Below are 20,888 nucleotides of genomic sequence, written 5' to 3'. Positions count from 1 at the left end.
CCTTATTTACTAAGCGTAATGTTTTTTTCATGATTGATGAGCCATTGTTTTCGTATAATGCCTCCGCCATAACCACCTAAGTCACCATTACTGTTTATAACTCGATGGCAAGGAATTATAATCGATATTTGATTTGCACCATTTGCTTGAGCAACAGCTCTACATGCAGTAGGTTTGTTTATGCATTTTGCAAGATCTGCATAAGATAGCGTTTCTCCGGCTGGAATATCTTGAAGAGTTTTCCATACTTGTTTTTGAAATGGAGTACCAACTAAGTTGATAGGCGTTTTAAAAATTATATTTTCACCTAGGAAGTATTGTTCAAGCTCAATTTTTAATTGTTTGGTAATATGTGTTTCTCCAGGGATAATAGCAGCACTTAATCTTTTTCTAAGACGCTCGACTTCAAGTTCTAAGCCACGACGGTCAACAAATTCTAATAGGTACAAGCCCTGATTATCAGTAATGGAAACCATAGGTCCAAGTTCAGTATCTAGCCAAGTAGCATTCAATATGCGACAATCGGATTTTGTCGGAGCTGCCCCCATAATTTTTGAAAATGCATCACGGAAGCCGCTTCCAGATTCATAGCCTGAGGAGAGTTGAGCATCGATAACTAAGTTTCCTTTTCGAATATGTTTCATGGCTAACCCCATTCTTCTTGCTCTAGCATATTCTACAAAGGTCATACTAAATCGTTTTTTAAATTGGCGTCTTGCTGTTGATGCATCAATAGATAATTTAGCAAAGTCTTTATCTTTCCAACGCTTCTCAGGATCAGCTTCCACGGCTTCTACAAGTTTTTTTATGGCTGGTGAAACTTGGTTAGGGTGTGAAAGAGGTTGACAACGTTGACATGCTCTATAAGAAGCTAGCATAGCTTCTTTAGCAGATTTAAAAAACTCACAGTTGATAAATTTTGGTTTTCTGGCAGGACAGGTCGGTCGACAAAAAACTCCTGTTGTCTTTACACCAACAAAAAAAGTTCCTTCAAATTCAGAGTTTTTATCTAACAGAGCCTGATAGTATATTTTTTTATCATTTTTTGAAATCACATTTAGAGCCAAGGTTGTTTTTTTGAAAGCAATTATATCCATTTAAAAAAAATACATCACCGAAAATCAGGCATTGATTTTTATCAGTTAAGATTTGTTAGTTTATTGACTATATCAAAGAAAAATTATTTGTTAATCAAAGGAGAGATATAAGTGAGATGATAAAATCAGGGGTTTAAAGGTTTGGGTTACGAGTTAAGGATATTATGTTTTATTGATTTGTCCTCTAAGATATTAACTAGCCTTATAAAACTTAGGTTCAAATTCTACACCGTATTTTACATTCATCCACATTCTACTGATAAAACTTTGCATTTTAGCATCATGAATATTTAGCACATACATTTTCTCAATTTGCTCATCTGTAGGTCTGATGTTTGTGTCGTCAAAAATCTTATCAAGATATTTTTCATTACCAGTCATAGCATTTGGCTGATATATGTAATTGCTATTTTTAGCAGCTACATAAGGATCTATGATATAGTTCATAAGCTCATAGGCACTATCAACATCTTTGGCACCTTTTGGAATCATAAGCATATCAAACCAAATATTTGTTCCTTCTTTAGGGGTTACATAAGCTAGCGTTACGTCAGGATTAATTAATTTAGCTCGCTCAACAGATCTTACTACATCACCAGAGTAGCCCATTACAAGGCATAAGTTACCAGCAGTAAAGTCATTTTGGTATTTGTTACTATCAAAATATTTTATGTGAGGGCGAATATGTTTGATGATATCTAAAGCAGCTTTTTCATACTCGGCTTTACTATCAGTGTTAGGATCAATACCGTGATAAAAGAAATAGTTACCAAAGATTTGTTCAGGCTCATCTAGAAGAGATACTCCGCAGCTTGAGATTTTTTTAAGATACTTTTCATTAAATACATATTCCCAGCTGTTTGGGATAGTCCCTTTGCCAAGTTTTTTCTCAATTTCTTGTTTGTTGTAAGCTAACCCAGTTGTACCGTAAGTATATACTACGGCATATTTGTTACCCGGATCATTAATTTGAGAAACTTTGTCATATATAGTTTTGTTAGCATACTTGAGGTTTGGAAGTTTTGATTTATCTAGTTCAATTAGAGCTTTAGATGCAATTTCACTATTAAGATAAAGTGCACCTTGCTCTACTAAGTCAAACCCTGATGAACCTGTCATGATTTTTGCTCTAGTCATATTGTCGTCTGATGTATATATATATTTAATATGAGTATCAGTTAGTTTTTTAAAGCAAGGGATAATATCAGGAGAGATATAATCAGCCCAGTTAGTAAAATTCACGGCAGATTTATATTCACTAGAAGTCAAAGGGGTTTTTAGAATCTCGTTATTGCAAGTATAAGAACTATTTTTTGCATAAACTTCACCTGCTAAAAGTGGTAATAAACTAATAAAAATGGTTCGTAATTTCATTTACTTTGTGTAGTTGTCATCATTTAGTTAAAAGTATATACTAGGCGGGTGAATCGTAGAAACAAAATCTCATTCTTATGGAACAAATAATTTCTAGTAAAAAGTTTGGTCTAGTAAGACTGATAATGATAAATATCATTGCAGTTGATAGCCTTAGGAATATTTCAATTACAGCTCAAGCTGGTTGGATTGTTATCACTTTTTATTTATTAGCAGGATTAGTATTTTTAATCCCTTGTGCTTTACTTACTGCAGAAATGTCTACAGGCTCAGCAAATGAGACAGGCGGTATTTATATTTGGGTCAAAAAAGCTTTTGGTAAGAAGATGGGCTTTCTTGTAATATGGCTTCAGTGGGTTTATAACTTAGTATGGTTTCCATCTATATGTGGATTTTTTGCAGGAGTTATAGCTTATGTTATGGCACCACTAGTTGGTGATAGTGCTAATGATTTAGTTGCAAATCCATGGTATATGATCTCTATGAGTTTGGTGATGTTTTGGGGTGCTACTGCTATCAATTTATTTGGTGTGAAAACATCTAGTACAGTAAGTACGCTAGGAGCTATTATTGGGACACTTTTGCCAATGATAGTAATCATAATAATTGCTATAGTTTGGTCTTTTTCTCATTCTCAAGACATAGTTTTGCCAACGGTTAAAAGCTTTATTCCATCTGGTGATAATATGAGTAGTTGGGCTTTATTTATAACTGCGATGTTTAGTTTATTCGGTTTAGAAATGAGTGCTATTCATGCTGCAAATGTCAAAAATGCCAAGAAGAATTATCCAAGAGCTTTACTAATATCAGGTAGTGTTATTTTAGGGTCATTGATACTATCAAACATTGCTGTGATTATAGTAAGTAGTCAGCTTGATGTCGGTGATGTTGATATAGTTACTGGTCTTATGGTGTCATTTAATTATTTTTTTAGTCAAATACACATGGAGTGGATGACATATCTTATCGCTATTACACTTATATTTGGAGCATTTACAACTACAGCTACATGGATTATGGGCTTGTCTCGAGCATTTATGGTAGTAAGTAATGACAATATCTTGCCAAAAATGTTTGGTAATACCAATAAAAATGATGCACCCGATACTATGCTAATTACACAGGCTATAGTCTTTACGGTATTTTGTTTTTCTTATATATTTATGCCATCAGTAAATGAGGCGTATTGGTATCTTAGTGATCTTACTGCTCAGCTTGCTGTTATAGCATATATCTTGATGTTTGTTACTGCTATAAAGCTGAAAATCAGTTATCCACGCCAAGAAGGTCAGTATGAAATTTATAAAGGCTTATTTGGTACAACTGTAATGGCAGTATTAGGTTGTATTGGTTGCGTAATAGCTATTGTTGTAGGTTTTATTCCTCTTGGTGATCAAGATATGTCGGCATTAGAGTTTGATTTGCTTTTAGTAGCTGGAATAGCAGTAGCTTTAATAGTACCAGTAATAGTGAGCCTCAAAAGAACTTAATCAATCATTCAATTATTCATAAAAACTGCTAAAATAAACTCACTTTTACTAGTTATTTTATAAAGTCATATGATTTTACGTGTTTTAAGAGGTTGGTATCAAAATAGGTACCTAAATAATGAGCCAATCATTTTTATTATAATGATGTTGTGTTTTTATCTTATCCTAAAATTTTTGGGTAGTTATATCGCACCTATATTAGCAGCACTGGTTATAGCATATTTGCTTGATACATTCGTTAATATTCTCCATAAAACGACAAAAATAAAAAGAATATTCTTAGTATATTTTGTATACATGATATTTTTGGTGATTTTATTATCGATGATATTTGTACTTTTTCCAATTATCATCAATCAAACAATAGATTTTGTTAAACAAGCATCTCATACACTATCAAGTTTAAAAGCAAGTTTAGAAGAATTATCTGTTAAATATCCTACTTTACTTACAGATGAAAGAATCAATTCTATTGTGAACTGGTTCAATACAGTTGATTGGAAAAATATTAGCTCGAATGTGGGTACATATTTGCTACAAAATACGGCAACGACTTTACCTATACTATTCTCGATACTTATATATTTATTCTTAGTGCCTTTGATGGTTTATTACTTCTTAAAAGATAAAGAGGTAATAATCAGTTGGTTTAAAGGTTTTTTACCAAAGCAAAATGCAGCTTTGTACTATGTGTGGGAAGATCTAAAGCCTAAGCTTGGAGACTATGTCAGAGGTAAGGCGATAGAGTTCTTTATAGTGTCTATTGTGACATATGCAGGCTTTGCATATTTTAACCTTAACTATGCGATACTTCTAGCATTCGGTGTTGGTCTCTCAGTAATTATCCCTTATGTTGGAATGGCTTTAATTACTGTACCTGTTGTAATGGTTGGGATACTTCAGTTTGGTTTGAACGGTACTTTTGTTTCAATGTTGGCAGTATTTTTCATTATACAAGCATTAGATGGTAATTTACTTGTACCATTATTATTTTCAGAGGTTTTAAATATGCATCCTGTAGGTGTAGTATCTGCTATCCTGATATTTGGTGGAATGTGGGGGTTATGGGGAATATTTTTTGCTATTCCATTAGGGCTTTTATTTATGTCTGGGGTAAATATGTTTCGTAATCATCTCAAAGGCAGAAGAGAAGGTGCTAATATAGTTGTATGATTATACAAAGGTTAATTAATCAGGCTATTTATCAAAAGCTTACAGCTCAGAATAAAGATTCTTTTTTAGCTAAAATAATAGCTGCACGAGTAACTGATTCAGCTAATTTAGATTTGGTTTTAGATGGTGGCATTAAAGATTTGTCATCGCCTTTTTTATTTAAAGATATTGATAAAGCTGTAAATAGACTTTTTGTTGCTTTGCAGAATGGTGAAGTGATAGGCCTTGAAACAGACCACGACTGCGATGGGCAAACATCTCATGCAATATTTTACGAGGCTTTAACTAAAATATTCAATCACCCTAAAGAAAAAATTCGCTCATATATTGGGCATAGAATGAAAGAGGGGTATGGGCTTTCAGAAGCTCTTATGACTAGGATTTTGACAGATGAAGTTCGACCATCGCTGATTATAACAGCAGATAATGGTTCGACAGATGAACCTAGAATATCAACGCTTAAGCAAAATGATATAGATACTATAGTTACAGATCATCATGGCATACCACCAGAAGGTTCACCAAAGAGTGCAGTTGCTGTACTTAATCCAACTCAAACAGATTGTAACTATCCTGATAAGTTTATAGCAGGGTGTATGGTTGCTTGGCTTTTTATGGCAGCTTTACGCAGAAAATTTATTCAAGAGAATATACCTATTTTAACAGGTTTTGCTTTGAGTAATCTTTTTGATTTAGTTGCTATTGGTACAGTTGCAGACTGTGTGAGTATGGCAAATAGCCATAATAATCGCATAGTAACAAAGCTTGGTCTAAAACAACTAGAAAAAAGTGATCGTATTTGTTGGGATTTTTTTGAGAAAGAGAAGTTATCTTCTGAGTATATAGGCTTTAGTATTGCACCGATTTTAAACAGTGATGGTAGAGTGGCTGATGCTTTAGGTTCGGTAAGTTTTTTACTAGAACAAGATGAATTAAAAGCAGCTGATATATTTGAAAATCTTAAAGAGCAAAACACAAATCGTAAAGAGATACAAAAACAAATAACAGCAGATGCAATGAGACAAGCTCGAGTGCTTGATAAAACTAAAAGCTCACTGTGTATACTGCTTGAAAATGGTCATGCTGGAATACATGGTATATCTGCAAGTAGGCTAAAGGATACTTTTGGTAAGCCTATAATTATATTCTCACAAACACAAACTGATAATTCATTAATAGCAGGTTCAGCTCGTAGTACCGATGAGATTCATATAAAAAGCATGCTAGATGAAGTTGCTAAAATTGATCCTAATTTGATAATAAAGTATGGTGGACATAAAGGAGCTGCTGGATTAACTATCAAAAAAGATGATTTTGAAAAGTTTTATGAATGTTTTGAATCTTGCATACTAAAAGAAATAAAAAAACAGGATCTAAAATTAGAGCCATTTGTAGTGTATGATTTTGAACTTGAAGATAGCCAGTTTAATTTAGCAACATTTTCCAAAATAGAATCACTAGAACCATTTGGTAGAGAGTTTGATAAACCAGTGTTTTGTAATGATTTTATAGTAGAGAGTTTTAGGCTTGTAGGTAAAGATAAAATCCATGCTCAAATGGTTTTACGGATTGGTAATACGTCTGTTAAATCTATATGGTTTAATGCTACGGATAACCCGATTGTTGCTGACATAAGTATCGGTGATAATATCAAAGCGTGTTATCAGCTTCAAAAAGAAGAGTTTCTTGGACAAGTTAATTTGGGCTTGAACATAAAGGCTATAGAAAAAAATGAAAAATCATAACTATATAAAAACAGAGTTGACTGAGTTTCTCAAAGATATTGAGCTTGAGTATTTTGAGAGTATTGGTTCAACAAATGATTATCTATTAGATAAAGTTTTTATGCATAAATACCATTTATGTTATGCAGGTGAGCAGACAAAAGCTCGAGGACGCCGTGGTAACAAATGGTTGGCCTCAAGTCATGAAAATATTTATGCAACGATCGGTTTTCGATGTGATTTTAGTGCTAATCAAACAGCATTAGCAAGTTTAAAGATAGCGCTAGGTGTTGCAGAGGGACTTAAGAAACTCATACCAGTTGAGCTACAACAAAACCTCAAGATAAAACTACCTAATGATATTTACTACAATGGCAAAAAACTTGCTGGAATACTTATTGAAACAAAAAATATCAAAAAAGATAGTTTTGATGTTGTGATAGGTGTTGGAGTTAATGTAAATATGACAGCCTTAGATGAGAGCATAAATAGAGAATGGACTTCATTAGCTATTATAAATGAAAAGCCAGTAGACTATGCAAAAGCATTGGTTAATGTTTTTAGTCATATTGTTAAAAATATAGATTTAAATCAAGAGTTAGTATTAGAAAAGTTTTGTAGTTATGATTATCTTTTAAGTCAAAAAATTTCTTTTAACCACTCATCAGAAAGTATTGTTGGTATTGCTAGAGGTGTTTCTAAGGATTTGAAGTTATTAGTGGATATAAATGGTTTAGTTCAGCAACAAGAGTTTGACATAGCTAATATAAATACTGTTAGGTTAGTTGATTAATGAGCTTGGTAAATATAAAAAAACGAGCAGAATATCTTGAGAAAATCCGTAAATATTTCAAAGATTTAAATGTATTAGAAGTAGATACTCCATTAGCTTATGATTATGGCGTTACAGACCCATTTATAGATGTGTTTGCTATAGATACTGTTTCGGGTAAGAGGTATCTACAAAGCTCACCAGAATATGCAATGAAAAAACTACTTGCTGAGGGTAGTGGAAGTATCTATCAAATATGCAAAGCTTTTCGTGATGAACCGTGTGGCCGACTGCATAATCATGAGTTTACAATGATAGAGTGGTACAGGGTTGGCATCGATTATTTTGAGCTTATGCAAGAGATAGAGCAATTGTTAGCTATTCTCAAACCGAACTTAGAGTTTAAATACCTGGGTTATCAAGAGGTTTTTGAGGTATATTGTGGTTTTAATCCTCATACTGCTAGTTTAACTGAGCTAAAGGACTATGTTTTTGAGGTTTTGGGTGATATACAAGGTTTAGAAAACCCATCAGTTGCAGATTGTCTAGATATACTGTTTAGTTATAAAATTGAAAAAAATTTAAATGCAGATAATACAGCTTATTTTATATATGACTATACTGTACACCAATCAGCTTTAGCTAAGAAAATCTCAAATAAAGTTGGGCAAACAGTTGCTGCAAGATTTGAAGTATTTATAGGTGGAGTAGAGCTATCAAATGGTTACTATGAACTTATAGATAAGGTTGAGCAATTAAAGCGATTTGAAGCAGATTTAAATATTCGTAAAGAGCAAGGCAAATATCTGCCAGAGATAGACTATGGTTTAGTCGACTGTTTAGATGATATTCCAGAATGCTCAGGTGTTGCATTAGGCTTTGATAGACTTTTAATGAGTCTTGAAAAGATAGATGATATTAAAAATTTATCGTTCTAATAAGCTTTATGTTAATATTCACTATAATTAATCGAGTAAACTTTATTAGAATGCATTTTTCCAAGAGAGTAGCAAAACAGCGAGGTATCACCTTAGTGGAATCAATGATATCTATAGCTATATTGATGTTTTTGTTATTTGCTTTTTTTTTAGTTTTCAATAGCACAATTTTATCATCGAGCACTTTAAATAAGCAGGTTGATATGACGAGTGCCCTAGATCAGAGAATTGATGATTATGTTTTAACGGGAAGTTTTAATGATACATCGTCAGGTTCGATGGTATTTTTTCAAGAGGCTACAGATGATCCAGCTATTGTTGAGTTTACAGTTACTGGTGATGGAATTACTGTATCAAAAGATAAAGCTATTTTTAATGGTTGATATTTAAACTCATGTTTTAGCTTTATTTTCACTAAATTTGCGATATAAATTATTTGTGTTACAATCATGCGTGTAAAGACTGTATTAATAATTAAGGTTTAACACCTCATAAATAAAAGTTCTAGTGTCACTTCGTTGTGGCGCGTTTAAAAAATATAATATTTTTCTACTTCGAACGGTCTTTAAGAGAACATAGAGAGCTTGTAAGTAGAAGACTATGTCTTATCTATGTTATAAGAGGGTAGTATTGTAATTTTTAAAGATTATATCTTTAATTCAATTGTCGCTAGCATTATAGCGACCAATGTTGCTTTTACTAATTATCTAAACCTCATTAAGTAGTGATGCTTAATGAAGTTTGATGTGTGAAAAGGTTGAGTTAAGAGTGAGATTTTCATTAAAATCAAATAAGAAAATATCAGGTTTAAGTTTAGTAGAGCTTTTAGTGGCATCTACTATTTCATTGCTTGTGATCGGGATGAGTGTAACAGTGTTTGCTTCTGCTAAGAAGAACTATGTGGCAGTAAGCACATCTGTCAAAGCTAATGTAGATCAGCTAAATGTGAAAAGAATTCTATATAAATCGGTTAGAACAGCGGGTATATCATGTAGTTATGGTACTAGTTTATCTAGTTTTCATAATAGTACATCAGATACTGTTGCTGCTAATAGCTTCTTACTTGATAGTTCTAATATCCAAGTAGGAAATGTATCATCTTTGGCAGGGAAACTTGATAATCCTGGAATTACATATGAGCCAAATACTAATTACATAATGGTTAAAACAGAGACTGGTTCTTCAAAGTTGGCAAACAAAGTAAATAACTTAAATGTTGAATTAGAGTCTAGTGATGATCTTAGTGATGGAGATTATCTAGCCTTATGTAGTGATGATAGTGTTGATTTAGTAAAGGTTGAATCTGAGAATTCATCAAGCAATATTGTTAAGTTAGTGCAAGCCCCGTCAAATAGTTATAATGCAGGTGATTATGCAGGTAAATATCAAATTGAAACTTTTTATACTGCAAATACAGGGGAAGTAGATGAAAATGGTCAGGCTATATATGCTTTATATATGCATATACAAGATGGACAAAATACAAAAAATGAAGAGCTTGTTGAAGGTATCAAAGATTTAAAGGTTAAATCTGCTAATGTTTCTGGTAGTAGTGTTACATGGAGCTCTATTACTTCAGATCAGAATTTTGATAGATCAGATACAAAAGCGCTACAAGTTGAGTTTACTTTAAACGGTAAGAGCTATAAAAAAACTGTATTTCTATAAGGTAATCGCATGAGGTTAACAAGTCATAAGATAAAAGGTTCTGCATTACCTATGGTAATTATATTATCTTTTGTTATTTTAGTTTTTATGTCAGCAATGGCTTATAATTTTAAGATGGATCTTGAAAGCATAAGAGTATCATTAAATTATGAAAACCTTGAAAGTTTAAATCAAGATAATATTGATGGTATTGGTGATGAAATAGATAATTTACCAGACTCTGATTATACAATAGGTATACATGAGGTTGATGGTTATGTTTTTCATAATGTGCTTGTGTCTAGTGAACCATCACTTTATAAGACTAATTCAGATGCATCTTTATATAATGCTCAGCCGCATGTTATAAACTTTATAGTAAATCACAGAGTTATTAAGGATGATAAGGTCTATAAGGAAGAACAAATTTCTATTAATAAATTACCGCTTTCCAATACAAAAATATCTTATGATGATAATATCGTCGAGCTAAATATTCCTTACATAAAAACATCTGGTTTGACTGAGTCACAGCAACAGTTAATGCTCGCTGATGGTAAAATTTTAGGGTCTAGAGAAGGAAATATAGGCTATCTTAAAAAAGAGGAAGGTAAGCTTTCGCTTGTTATAGGTGATACTTCTCAATCGATGAATGTTGAAAAATTAGGTTTATCTTCTGATTATGAGGTATCTGTTGGATGGAATCTAGTAGATGGTAAGTGGCAAGTATTATTAGCTCTTTATGATAAAGATCATCTTTATATTTCATCAACAGGTTTAGAAAATTTAAATTCAGAAAATTTATCAAAAGCCACATTGGATTTATTAAATGTAAATACTGTTAAAAGCGACAAGCATTTGAACGATATTGTATCGGCTAAGTGGTATTTTAATGAAGATCAAAATGGCCCAAGATTAGTTGTTGCTGCTGGCGAGCAGTCTAAAAAAAATGAAGCTAAGGTAAAAATTCTTGATATTAGCTATGATGAAAAAAAGAATGTTTATAAGGCATCAAACAAGGGTGTGATTAAAGATTTAGGACAAATCTCTAAGGATGAGTTTCACTTATCAATATTAGATCCTACAGCGACTTTTGCACCAAGTGATATCCTTATGTTTGCGGGAGATAAGCTTTACGATATAAGTGCTCTTTCAGAGGGTGAAAAAGTTGATAAAGTAGAACCTACTATTTTGAAAGGTTCTACAACTAATACGCCGATAGTAGTTAAAAAAGATAATGAAAATTTTTACATCATAACATATGATGACAACGGCTATTATCAATACAACTATACTCTTGGGTCAAATACTGCTCCAGGAGAGCGTATAGAAAAATTTGAAGAAGAAACTATAGAAAGTATAGTTGTTAAATACGGTATTAAATTTATAACAACTGATAAGCATTTATATGTTGTTGATTTTGATAACAAGATACTAAATAAGTTAGAACCTGCAGATAGTCAAGATGGGCATAGTGATGAAGGCAGTGATAAAGTAACTATTTGTCATAAACCAGGTACTAGTGCTGAGAAAACTATGACTTTACCAGAATCAGCGATAAAAGGTCACTTAGGACATGGTGATTATCTTGGAGCATGTAGAGATGAAGCTGTTGACTCTGCTGATGATCACGATGACCATGATTATGATGATAGTACTGATAGCGACTTAGATACTACAGAAAATAATAACGCAAACGGTAAAGGAAATAATGGCCACGGCAATAATGCTGACGGCGTAGACTCATCTAATCCAGGGAAAGGTGGCGGCGGACCGAATGGTCAAGTTGATCCATCTGGTGATGTTGATGACGAAAATAGCAACAGTAATGAAAATAGTAATAATAAAGGAAATGGTAATAGTAAAGGAAATAATGGAAAGTCTAAAGGGAATGGTAAAAAATGATGATTTTAAGAAAAAATGATAATTTTGCCACTAAGTTTTTGTCTATACTAATAAAATCTGTGCTTACACTATTTTTATTTACCTTATCATTTAATGGCTTATATGCATCAAGTTGTAAACTAGTTAAGTCAAAGGCTGATTTTACTGGCGAAGTTACATTTAAGTGTGATAAAGATACAGATTTATCTTTAGCTGATAATAAGCTTAGCTTTGAAATTAAATCAAATAATAGCTCTAGTCCAGTAACAGGAGTTAGTAATCTATACACTGACAAAGCTTATACCTCTTACAAAATCGAAGAGATAAGTAAAGGAGTGTTCAAGGTTGAGTTTAATGCTTATGATACATGGACAGAGAATAACCCTTATATAGCTGAAGAAGATAAAGATATAAGGTTTGAATTTGATGTAAAAGATAAAAGCTCGAAAGATTATGAGATTATATCTGATGAAGACGAGGCAAATCCTTTTGAAGTTGTACAAAATAATAAAGATGCCTATGAAAATAATGGATCAAATACTAATCTACTTTTAAGATCTGGTAGTGATGAACCTGTCGCTGATGATAATGCTATAATACTTTATATAGATTCAAAAATTGATAAAAAAGGTAAGCCGGTTGTTAAAAAAATTAGTGATCTTTGGGTAGATGGCTTTGATGCTAAATATAGTGTGGAAGATGTATCTGACACACGCAAAAAAGTCACGATAGAGCTGTATAAATGGTGGCCAAAAAATCAACCAGCTACAATTGCTGATGGTAATACAGTGCAAATAGGAATTTCATATCATTTCAATAGCTGGCCACATGAATATAAAGTCAGTTTACATAAAGAAGAAAAGCCTATAGAAGATGAAACTGATGAGGATAAGGTAGATGAAAATTTAGTCAATAAATATCAATTCTACCGAGGTTTAGGCAGTTTGATTTATGCAGCTACTGATAGCTTATATTGCACAGATGATGAGAAGTGCGATGATGCTAAGTTATCTATAGCAAAAGGTTGTAAAGAATTTGATAGTTGTGATGCTATTTCTGAGTTAAATACTTTACGACTAGGAATAGTTGGTGAAAAAGAAGCGTAATGAAGTTATCGTTTGATAGCTAATTTAAACCATATTATCTTATATTAAATAATTAAATAATGCTTTTTTCGTTTTCAGTTGCTTTGCATATTCTGCAATTAATACAGGTAAAGTTAGCAGTTCTCAAAAAATGAGTAAACTACAAGAAGGTGATAAGCTAAATATAATATATCAACCGTCTTCAAGGATTGAATCTTTCGAGTCAGTAGACTGTACTAATTGTCATATTTCATGTGGTGATCTTCAAGATTCCTGTAAAGTTCTTATCCTAGATAAGAAATCTTATACTAAAACAATTATAGAGAAAAACCTAAAGAAGAGTATGGCATTTCTACAGAAGTTGTTAGAAATGGAGCGAGAGTGTGATACTAATACTCGCTTTGTTAGAATTAATGGTGTTTCTATTCATTGTCAAAATAATTGATAGTTATGTATCAAATCTAAAGTTGTATATGATTGATCGTATGTAAATCAATATCAGTCATATTTTACAAGATTACACTACTTCGAATCAAAGCAATATTACTGTAGCTTATATACCTCTTTTTAATAACAAGAATTAGCTTACTAATAGATGATTTTATAAGTGTCTTTAGCTAGCTTTATGCTAAAATCAATATACAACTTATGTCAAAATAGTGTAATAATGAGTAGAGAAAAAGTTTTAGATAAAGTCAAAAATAACTCTAACCCTAAAGTTAAGCTGGCAGTCACAGATATAGATGGCGTCTTGAGAGGGAAATATATTCATAAAGATAAATTTGCTAGTGCACTAGACAACGGTATGGGTTTTTGCAGCGTAATCTTTGGTTGGGATAGTAGTGATGTCACTTATGATTATGTAAAGCACACAGGTTGGCATACCGGTTTCCATGATGATGATGCATTTATTGATCCGGATACTTTTAGAACTGTACCTTGGGACAATGATGTACCGTTCTTTTTAGCAGATTTTTCAGATAAAGATAAAAGCCATCCAGCTTGTCCAAGAAGTTTGCTCAAAAAGGTTAAAAAACAAGCTAAAAGCATGGGCTACGATGCTTTGTTTGGGCAAGAGTTTGAATGGTTTAATTTTAGAGAAACATCTGAAAGTATATTAGATAAACAGCCATCAGAGTTAAAGCCTCTTACTCCTGGCATGTTTGGTTACTCGTTACTTAGAATGAGTGAAAATAAAGATTTTTTTAACGATATTTATGACTTATTAAATGATTTTGATGTACCAATAGAAGGTCTGCATACTGAGACAGGTCCAGGTGTGATTGAAGCAGCCATACTGTTTGGAGATATTTTGCAAGCAGCAGATAGAGCGGTACTTTTTAAATCAGCAGTCAAAGAAATTGGTGTTAAGTATGGTATTAAGCCTACTTTTATGGCTAAACTAACAGCTAATCTACCGGGTTGTTCTGGGCATATCCATCAAAGTTTATCTGATGGTGAAAATAATCTTTTTTATGATGCTAATGAAAAAAATGATATGAGTAAACTAATGCAAAGTTACCTTGCAGGGCAGTTATTATGTTTACCAGAAATACTACCGATGATAGCTCCCACAGTAAATAGCTATAAGCGTCTTGTTGAAGGAATGTGGGCACCAACTAAAGTAAATTGGGCTGTAGATAATAGAACGGTAGCTTGTCGAGTCATTAATGGTAGTCCAAAGGCTACAAGAATTGAATTTAGAGTTCCTGGTTCAGATGCTAATCCATATCTAGCGATGGCAGCATCATTAGCTAGTGGACTTTATGGTATCAAAAATAATCTATCATTAGATCAAGAAGCGATAAAAGGTAATGGCTACTTAGATGAAAGTGCCGTGAAACTAAGTCCTACTCTTTGGGATGCTACTCAAAAAATGAAAAATTCAAGTATCGCAAAAGAGCTATTTGGTGAAGAGTTTGTTGAGCATTTTACTTCTACACGTGAATGGGAATGGAAAGAGTATCTTAAATCAGTAAGTGATTGGGAATACCAAAGATATTTTGAAATAATTTAAAGAAATATTGGATGTTTTAGGAGAAACAAAAATGAGTATTAAGCAGTTTAATTTCCCAACTGTTATTAGATTTGGTGAAAATGCAGTAAAAGAAACACCAAAGCACTTAGCAAATAATAACTGTAGTAACGTTTTGATAGTTACTGATCCAGTTTTAGCTACAATGAGTATGGTTAGTGATTTGCAAAGTCATTTGTCTGTAAATGGCATTAAAGCTAGTGTGTTTTCAGATATAGCTGCTAACCCTTGTGAAGCAGATGTGATAAATGGTGTAAAAGCATTTCATGAAAATAATTGCGATAGCATAATCGGTATAGGCGGAGGCGCTGCTATGGATACAGCTAGAGCAGTATTGCTTATGGCAAATCATCCTGGTAGTGTGATGGATTATGAAGATGGTACTGGTGCTGATGAAACAGTCGAAGATAGCAAAATCCCATACTTTATAGCTATACCAACAACTAGTGGAACTGGTAGTGAAGTTGGTAGAAGTGCTATTATTTCAGATGATAAAACTCATCAAAAGAAAGTTATATTTGCACCTCAGTTATTAGCAAAAATCATATTAGCCGATCCATTATTAACAGTTGCTTTGCCTAAGCATATAACAGCTGCCACAGGTGTTGATGCGTTGGTACATAATGTCGAAGCTTATCTTGTGGATAGTTTTCATCCGATGTGTGATGGTATTGCACTTGAAGGTATAAGGCTTATAGATGAGTCTTTAGTTACAGCTGTAAATGAGCCAACTAATGTAAAAGCTCGTACACAAATGCTTATAGCATCTACAATGGGAGCTGTAGCATTCCAAAAAGGTTTAGGCGTAGTACATTCATGTGCTCATGCTTTATCTGCTTTTAATAATATGCACCATGGTCTTGCAAATGCTTTAATGTTTGCAGAAAGCTTAAAATTTAATAAACAAGTTTGTACTGATAAATATTCTCGACTAGAGAAATTACTAGGTGTAGATTGTTTTATAGAGTATGTCGAAGACTTAAATGAAGCTGTTGGAATTAAAAAAGGGTTATCAAACTATGGTGTAACAGCCACAGATATTGATCAGATTGCAGATATTGCTCTTACGGATACTTGCCATTTATCAAACCCTAGAAAAGTATCAAAAGATGATTTGGTAAATATCTTGAAGGCTAGTTTATGATTAAAATAGGAATAACAGCCTGTATAATGCCACCAGATAGCACTCGTGCAACATTTTCAAAGAAAGATCTTTTCTATGTTGAGTCAGATATGGTCCATTATCTAAATACGGATAAATCAATACCGTTGATGATTCCAAATTTTAAGCAAGAAAAAGATTTACATAGATTTATAGATCAGCTTGATGCAATTGTTATTCATGGTGGTGTTGATGTATGTCCACTTTCTTATGGAGAGGATTACCTTGATAAAGCTTTATGGCCAGGCGATAAAGTTCGTGATGACTATGAACTGGCTGTCATAGATTATGCTTTTAAACAAGGTAAACCTATACTGGGTATTTGTCGTGGTTTTCAGCTTTTGAATGTATATTTTGGTGGTACACTTTACCAAGATATAGCTACACAATTAGAAACACCGATAACTCATGCAAACAGACCTATTTATGATCAAAATTATCATGCTATAGAGTTTTTAGAAGACAGCTTATTAGCAAATATAATTTATGCTAACAGGAGTCAAAAAGGTTTTGTAAATAGTATCCATCATCAGTCAATTAAAAAGTTAGGTGAAAACCTAAAAGTAGAAGCGATATCTCCGGAAGATAAAATCATTGAAGCCTTTAAATATGACAATGATGATAATTTTATTTATGGAGTACAATGGCATCCAGAGTTTAATCATACTTTAGGTGATAAGCTTATCGGTGCAAATTCATTACTAAAATATTTTATTTCCCAAATTTAAAAAAATAATCAAGGAGCAAAAATGGATATTATAAATCCTGCGACTAACAAAGTTATAACTTCACTTAAATCAGACACTAAAGATAGTGTAAATGTAAAAATACAAGAATTAAAATCAGGTCAATCTAAATGGGCAAAAACTACGCTAACTCATAGACTAGGGTGTATAAAATCTTTTCGTGATGATTTACTGCAAAATATTGATAAATATGCTAATGATTTAACTCAAGAGGTAGGTAAGCCGGTATTTGAATCAGTCAATGAAATTAATGCAGCTTGCGAAAGAATAGATTTTTTTCTTAATAACTTAGAAAAAGTGCTTCAAGTTGAGAGTTTTGCTCAAGATACTGCAACAAAAGAAGAACTAGGCTATGAACCTCTTGGAGTTATTGCAAATATTTCTGCGTGGAATTATCCATATTTGGTAGGAGTTAATGTATTTGTTCCTGCAATATTATGCGGTAATGCCGTTGCATACAAACCATCAGAATACTCTACACTAACAGGGCGAAATATCGAGCAAGCGCTTTATAACTCAAAAGTACCTCAAGATGTATTTAAATGCCTTGTAGGTGATGGTAGTGTGGGTCAAGCATTGTTGGATTCAGACTTAGATGGCTACTACTTTACTGGTAGTAAACAGACTGGGGTATATATCGCTCAACAAGTAGCTTCAAAGCTTGTTCCTGTTGGTTTAGAGCTTGGTGGTAAAGACCCCGCTTATGTAACACAAAATATTAGTGATGTTGATGGTGTTGCTGAAGGTTTAGTTTCAGGAGCTTTTTATAACAATGGTCAAAGCTGTTGTTCAGTTGAAAGAATATATGTGCATGAAAGTCATTATGATAAGTTTGTAAAAGCATTTGTGGAACATACACAAGAGTTGGTAGTTGGCGACCCTCAAGATTCAAATACTACAAATGGAGCAATCACTCGCTCTCAGCATTTAGCATTCTTAGAATCTCAAGTTAAAGATGCTGTTTCAAAAGGTGCTAGTCTTCTAACAGGTGGTAAAATTATAGAAGCTGATGGTAATTTCTTTGAGCCAACTGTACTTGTAGATGTAAATGGAGATATGTCTGTAATGGTTGATGAGAGTTTTGGTCCTATAATTGGTATACAAAAAGTTTCTAGTGATGAAGAGGCTGTGAAACTTATGAATGCTAGTGAATTTGGTTTAACTGCTAGTGTATTTACAGAGGATGGATCACAGGCTAGAGACTTGATGAAAAAAATCTCTGCAGGAAATGTTTATATGAACTGTTGTGATAGAGTGTCACCTAACCTACCATGGGCTGGCAGAAAAATGTCTGGTTTGGGGGCTTCACTTTCTAAACATGGTATCTATGCATTTACTCAAACAAAAGGTTTTCATTTTAGAAGGTAGTTGGGTAGGCATTTTAATTTAAGCAATCAATTATAATATTTAAAGGATAATACATATGCAAAGTAACTACCAGGTTTCAATTTCTAAGTTTGTTTTTATAATGGTTGGAATGGTTATTTCAGGTCAGTACTTTGGTTGGAATAGTGGTATAACAGCTTCATCGACAAACTCTTATATCTTAGCAGTACTTTTGTTGGTGGTATTCTTTGGTTTCTTTATATTTGGTTGTGCTATTCTTACCCACTATTTTATGGGTTCAGATAAGTCTATAACAGAGTTAGTGGGTAATGTGTTAGGTATTCGGACCGGTATCTTTACTGGGTTAATGTGCTATTTAGAATACTGGTTTGCAACGCCTGCTATAGCAATAGCTTTTGGGCTGTATTTAGAGTCATTGTTGCCATTTATACCTTATCACTTTGCGGTACTCATAGGCTTTATAATAGTTTTTATGGCAAATCTTGGTAGCTTAAAGTATGTCGCTAAAATAGAATCTATAGCAACTATTATTGCTATATTGGGTGTGTTTTGTTTTTATTATATAGGCTTTGAGTATCTTGGTGTTATAGATAATTCTATAGTTCAAGACTCTATCTCAATGTCAGCTTTAGGCAAAGGCATAGCATTTGGAGTTTGGTTATTTTTAGGGATAGAGGGTGGTATAACACTTATGCATGCTATGAAAAATCCTAGAAAAACAGGAAAAATAGCAATTTTAATAGGCTTAATGGTTTTGTCATTGCTAGCAATATTTACAAGCGTTTTATTTATAGAGTTGGCTCCAACTAATTTGTTATTAGACTCAAACCCATTACCAGCATTAGCTCAGTACCTTGGACATAGCGCTTTATTTGAAGTATTAGCAGTAACTGGAATTATAGCGATACTAGCTAGCTTTAATGGGTTAACAATAGGATATAGTCAGCAATATGAACTATTGGCAAATAATTATAGGTTCAAAAATACAAAATTCTATGCAATGAATTTACCTTTGCTAGTAGCGCTAATTTGTAGTTTATCTAATGATTTATCACAAGGATTTGTGATACTTAGTGTTTCAAGTGCAATAGTAGTTTATGCACTTGTTTGGGTTAGTGTTATAAAGCTAACTTATTCATTAAAAAGATATGTTATATGCGCAAGTTATACTTTAGCATTACCACTTTTATTAGTTGTTGGAGGTTGCACTTACTATTATGGAGCTCTAACAACTAGCATAACAATTTTTGATATTAAGGTTTTAGCAGCGTATCTGCTTGTAGTACTTATTGTTATAGCAATGTTTATAGCGTGCTTTATCTATAGAAAAAAGAGTTAGAGTTTCATTGAATCTATTCTATTGTTCTTTGCGAAACTAAGCGTTTATTTAATATAGCCATGCTATCAAAGAAGTTATTATATTGTTGTTTTACACTACCATACGGTCTTGTACCAAAATATCTATCAGGCTTAGCACTTTTTAGATTATCATCATCAACCTCTAATGAAAAGATAGTGAAACTAGATAAATTCACTCCCCTGATAGTTTTGAGTTTGTTTATTCTGTTATTAAGCTTACTAGATTGTTTCGTATCTAAAATAGGCTCATATTTAACACCATATTTGTTAGCTATATTTATAGCATTCTTAATATCTTCAAATTTTGGAGAGTCTCTATCATAAGAGTAAGCAGGAAATAAGATTTCCCCTTTATTTTTTATAGTTTTCATAAACAGTTGTAATAGCTCTTTGTTTTGTTTTTCTAGTAAGACAAGATTTTTGGGATTAATATATACTGAGATTTTTTTGTCTTTTAGATTTTTAATAAAGGCTATATGAAAATCAACATTATTTATTTTTCTCTCATAAAAGGGCTCACAGTCTAAAGAAATTTCTTTTATTGAGTCATAGTATTTATTATCATTTTTAAGTTTTTTAATAGCATTTTCTGCATTTTGTGGTTTTAATTTTACTTGATCAGATTCAATAGCACCTATATAGCTATAATTATCAAAAAATAGATGACAATCCCAGTTATAATAATCACCATTTCCCTCAAAGCCTCCGATGCCACAAATAATGTTTTCAGGGCTTAGGGGGCTTTTATCTAACATCTTTTTTAACTTTTTTATATCTTGCGAAGATTTACCGTGAGCATAAGCATATATTGAGATATTCTTATCATTTGCAAAGCTTTTTTTCATGGGCAAAAACATACACAATACAAAACTTATAAATAAAAATAAACTACGGGTATTTATAACGTTTTTCATTTTAAGTAGGCTCTTATACATTTTTATCAGTTTTATATTAATAGGGTAGCATTATTTTAGATATAGTGAAAATATTTAGCTTTGTACTATTCTGTAGTTTTAAGCTGTTGAAAATTTCTGTAAAAACTTAGTTGCTAGTAA

18 protein-coding genes are annotated in these 20,888 nt (G+C 32.6%); 15 read left to right on the top strand and 3 right to left on the bottom strand.

What is annotated here, in order from left to right; all coding sequences use genetic code 11:
* Positions 1–2 precede the first annotated feature (2 nt).
* Entirely contained in the window at positions 3–1,067 is a 1,065-nt protein-coding gene (locus tag CDH04_RS07125) for a bifunctional transcriptional activator/DNA repair enzyme AdaA (protein ID WP_213075198.1), read from the bottom strand.
* 222 nt (positions 1,068–1,289) lie between these two features.
* Positions 1,290–2,471 carry a polyamine ABC transporter substrate-binding protein gene (locus CDH04_RS07120; RefSeq protein WP_112870363.1) on the bottom strand — a complete coding sequence of 394 codons (1,182 nt, stop codon included), beginning with the start codon at positions 2,469–2,471 and terminating at the stop codon, positions 1,290–1,292.
* A 77-nt stretch (positions 2,472–2,548) separates the two neighbouring features.
* Here CDH04_RS07120 and CDH04_RS07115 point away from each other — a divergent pair, with 77 nt between their 5' ends.
* The 15 genes from CDH04_RS07115 (at position 2,549) to CDH04_RS07045 (ending at position 19,813) form a co-directional block, all read left to right on the top strand.
* On the top strand, positions 2,549–3,961 hold the full coding sequence (locus CDH04_RS07115; protein ID WP_112870362.1) for an APC family permease: 1,413 nt from the start codon (positions 2,549–2,551) through the stop codon (positions 3,959–3,961).
* Between the two features lie 69 nt (positions 3,962–4,030).
* Positions 4,031–5,134 (top strand): AI-2E family transporter, encoded by a 1,104-nt coding sequence (locus CDH04_RS07110; protein WP_112870361.1) that lies wholly within the window; start codon positions 4,031–4,033, stop codon positions 5,132–5,134.
* Complete coding sequence (gene recJ / locus CDH04_RS07105) at positions 5,131–6,879, top strand: single-stranded-DNA-specific exonuclease RecJ (RefSeq protein ID WP_112870360.1); 1,749 nt, start codon at positions 5,131–5,133, stop codon at positions 6,877–6,879. Before CDH04_RS07110 ends, recJ begins: the two co-directional genes overlap by 4 nt.
* The gene (locus tag CDH04_RS07100) at positions 6,866–7,651 is read left to right on the top strand and encodes a biotin--[acetyl-CoA-carboxylase] ligase (RefSeq protein ID WP_112870359.1); all 786 of its coding nucleotides are present in this window, start codon (positions 6,866–6,868) and stop codon (positions 7,649–7,651) included. The genes recJ and CDH04_RS07100 overlap by 14 nt, the downstream gene beginning before the upstream one ends.
* On the top strand, positions 7,651–8,568 hold the full coding sequence (epmA, locus tag CDH04_RS07095; protein ID WP_112870358.1) for an EF-P lysine aminoacylase EpmA: 918 nt from the start codon (positions 7,651–7,653) through the stop codon (positions 8,566–8,568). The genes CDH04_RS07100 and epmA overlap by 1 nt, the downstream gene beginning before the upstream one ends.
* Positions 8,569–8,618: 50 nt before the next feature.
* Positions 8,619–8,951, top strand: coding sequence for a type II secretion system protein (locus CDH04_RS07090; RefSeq protein ID WP_162699211.1), 333 nt, complete (start codon positions 8,619–8,621; stop codon positions 8,949–8,951).
* A 361-nt stretch (positions 8,952–9,312) separates the two neighbouring features.
* The gene (locus CDH04_RS07085; protein ID WP_112870356.1) at positions 9,313–10,236 is read left to right on the top strand and encodes a PilW family protein; all 924 of its coding nucleotides are present in this window, start codon (positions 9,313–9,315) and stop codon (positions 10,234–10,236) included.
* A gap of 9 nt (positions 10,237–10,245) precedes the next feature.
* Complete coding sequence (locus CDH04_RS07080; protein WP_112870355.1) at positions 10,246–12,120, top strand: hypothetical protein; 1,875 nt, start codon at positions 10,246–10,248, stop codon at positions 12,118–12,120.
* Positions 12,117–13,205, top strand: coding sequence for a hypothetical protein (locus CDH04_RS07075; protein ID WP_112870354.1), 1,089 nt, complete (start codon positions 12,117–12,119; stop codon positions 13,203–13,205). The genes CDH04_RS07080 and CDH04_RS07075 overlap by 4 nt, the downstream gene beginning before the upstream one ends.
* 130 nt (positions 13,206–13,335) lie before the next feature.
* Positions 13,336–13,629: a hypothetical protein gene (locus CDH04_RS07070; RefSeq protein ID WP_112870353.1), complete on the top strand. Its 294-nt coding sequence runs from the start codon at positions 13,336–13,338 to the stop codon at positions 13,627–13,629.
* A gap of 222 nt (positions 13,630–13,851) precedes the next feature.
* Positions 13,852–15,201, top strand: a complete 1,350-nt coding sequence (locus tag CDH04_RS07065; protein WP_112870352.1) for a glutamine synthetase family protein — start codon at positions 13,852–13,854, stop codon at positions 15,199–15,201.
* Positions 15,202–15,232: 31 nt separating this feature from the next.
* The gene (locus CDH04_RS07060; protein ID WP_112870351.1) at positions 15,233–16,363 is read left to right on the top strand and encodes an iron-containing alcohol dehydrogenase; all 1,131 of its coding nucleotides are present in this window, start codon (positions 15,233–15,235) and stop codon (positions 16,361–16,363) included.
* On the top strand, positions 16,360–17,109 hold the full coding sequence (locus CDH04_RS07055; protein WP_112870350.1) for a gamma-glutamyl-gamma-aminobutyrate hydrolase family protein: 750 nt from the start codon (positions 16,360–16,362) through the stop codon (positions 17,107–17,109). The genes CDH04_RS07060 and CDH04_RS07055 overlap by 4 nt, the downstream gene beginning before the upstream one ends.
* Before the next feature lie 21 nt (positions 17,110–17,130).
* Positions 17,131–18,495 carry an aldehyde dehydrogenase family protein gene (locus CDH04_RS07050; RefSeq protein WP_112870349.1) on the top strand — a complete coding sequence of 455 codons (1,365 nt, stop codon included), beginning with the start codon at positions 17,131–17,133 and terminating at the stop codon, positions 18,493–18,495.
* Positions 18,496–18,550: 55 nt separating this feature from the next.
* On the top strand, positions 18,551–19,813 hold the full coding sequence (locus tag CDH04_RS07045; protein ID WP_112870348.1) for a permease: 1,263 nt from the start codon (positions 18,551–18,553) through the stop codon (positions 19,811–19,813).
* Between the two features lie 13 nt (positions 19,814–19,826).
* Here CDH04_RS07045 and CDH04_RS07040 read toward each other — a convergent pair whose 3' ends face one another.
* Positions 19,827–20,678, bottom strand: coding sequence for a hypothetical protein (locus CDH04_RS07040; protein WP_112870347.1), 852 nt, complete (start codon positions 20,676–20,678; stop codon positions 19,827–19,829).
* Positions 20,679–20,888: the final 210 nt, after the last annotated feature.

It is taken from the genome of Francisella adeliensis, assembly GCF_003290445.1.
In the GTDB taxonomy this organism is placed as follows: domain Bacteria; phylum Pseudomonadota; class Gammaproteobacteria; order Francisellales; family Francisellaceae; genus Francisella; species Francisella adeliensis.
The sequence above is the reverse complement of the archived record's forward strand: the minus strand, read 5'-3'. Positions and strand labels throughout refer to the sequence as shown.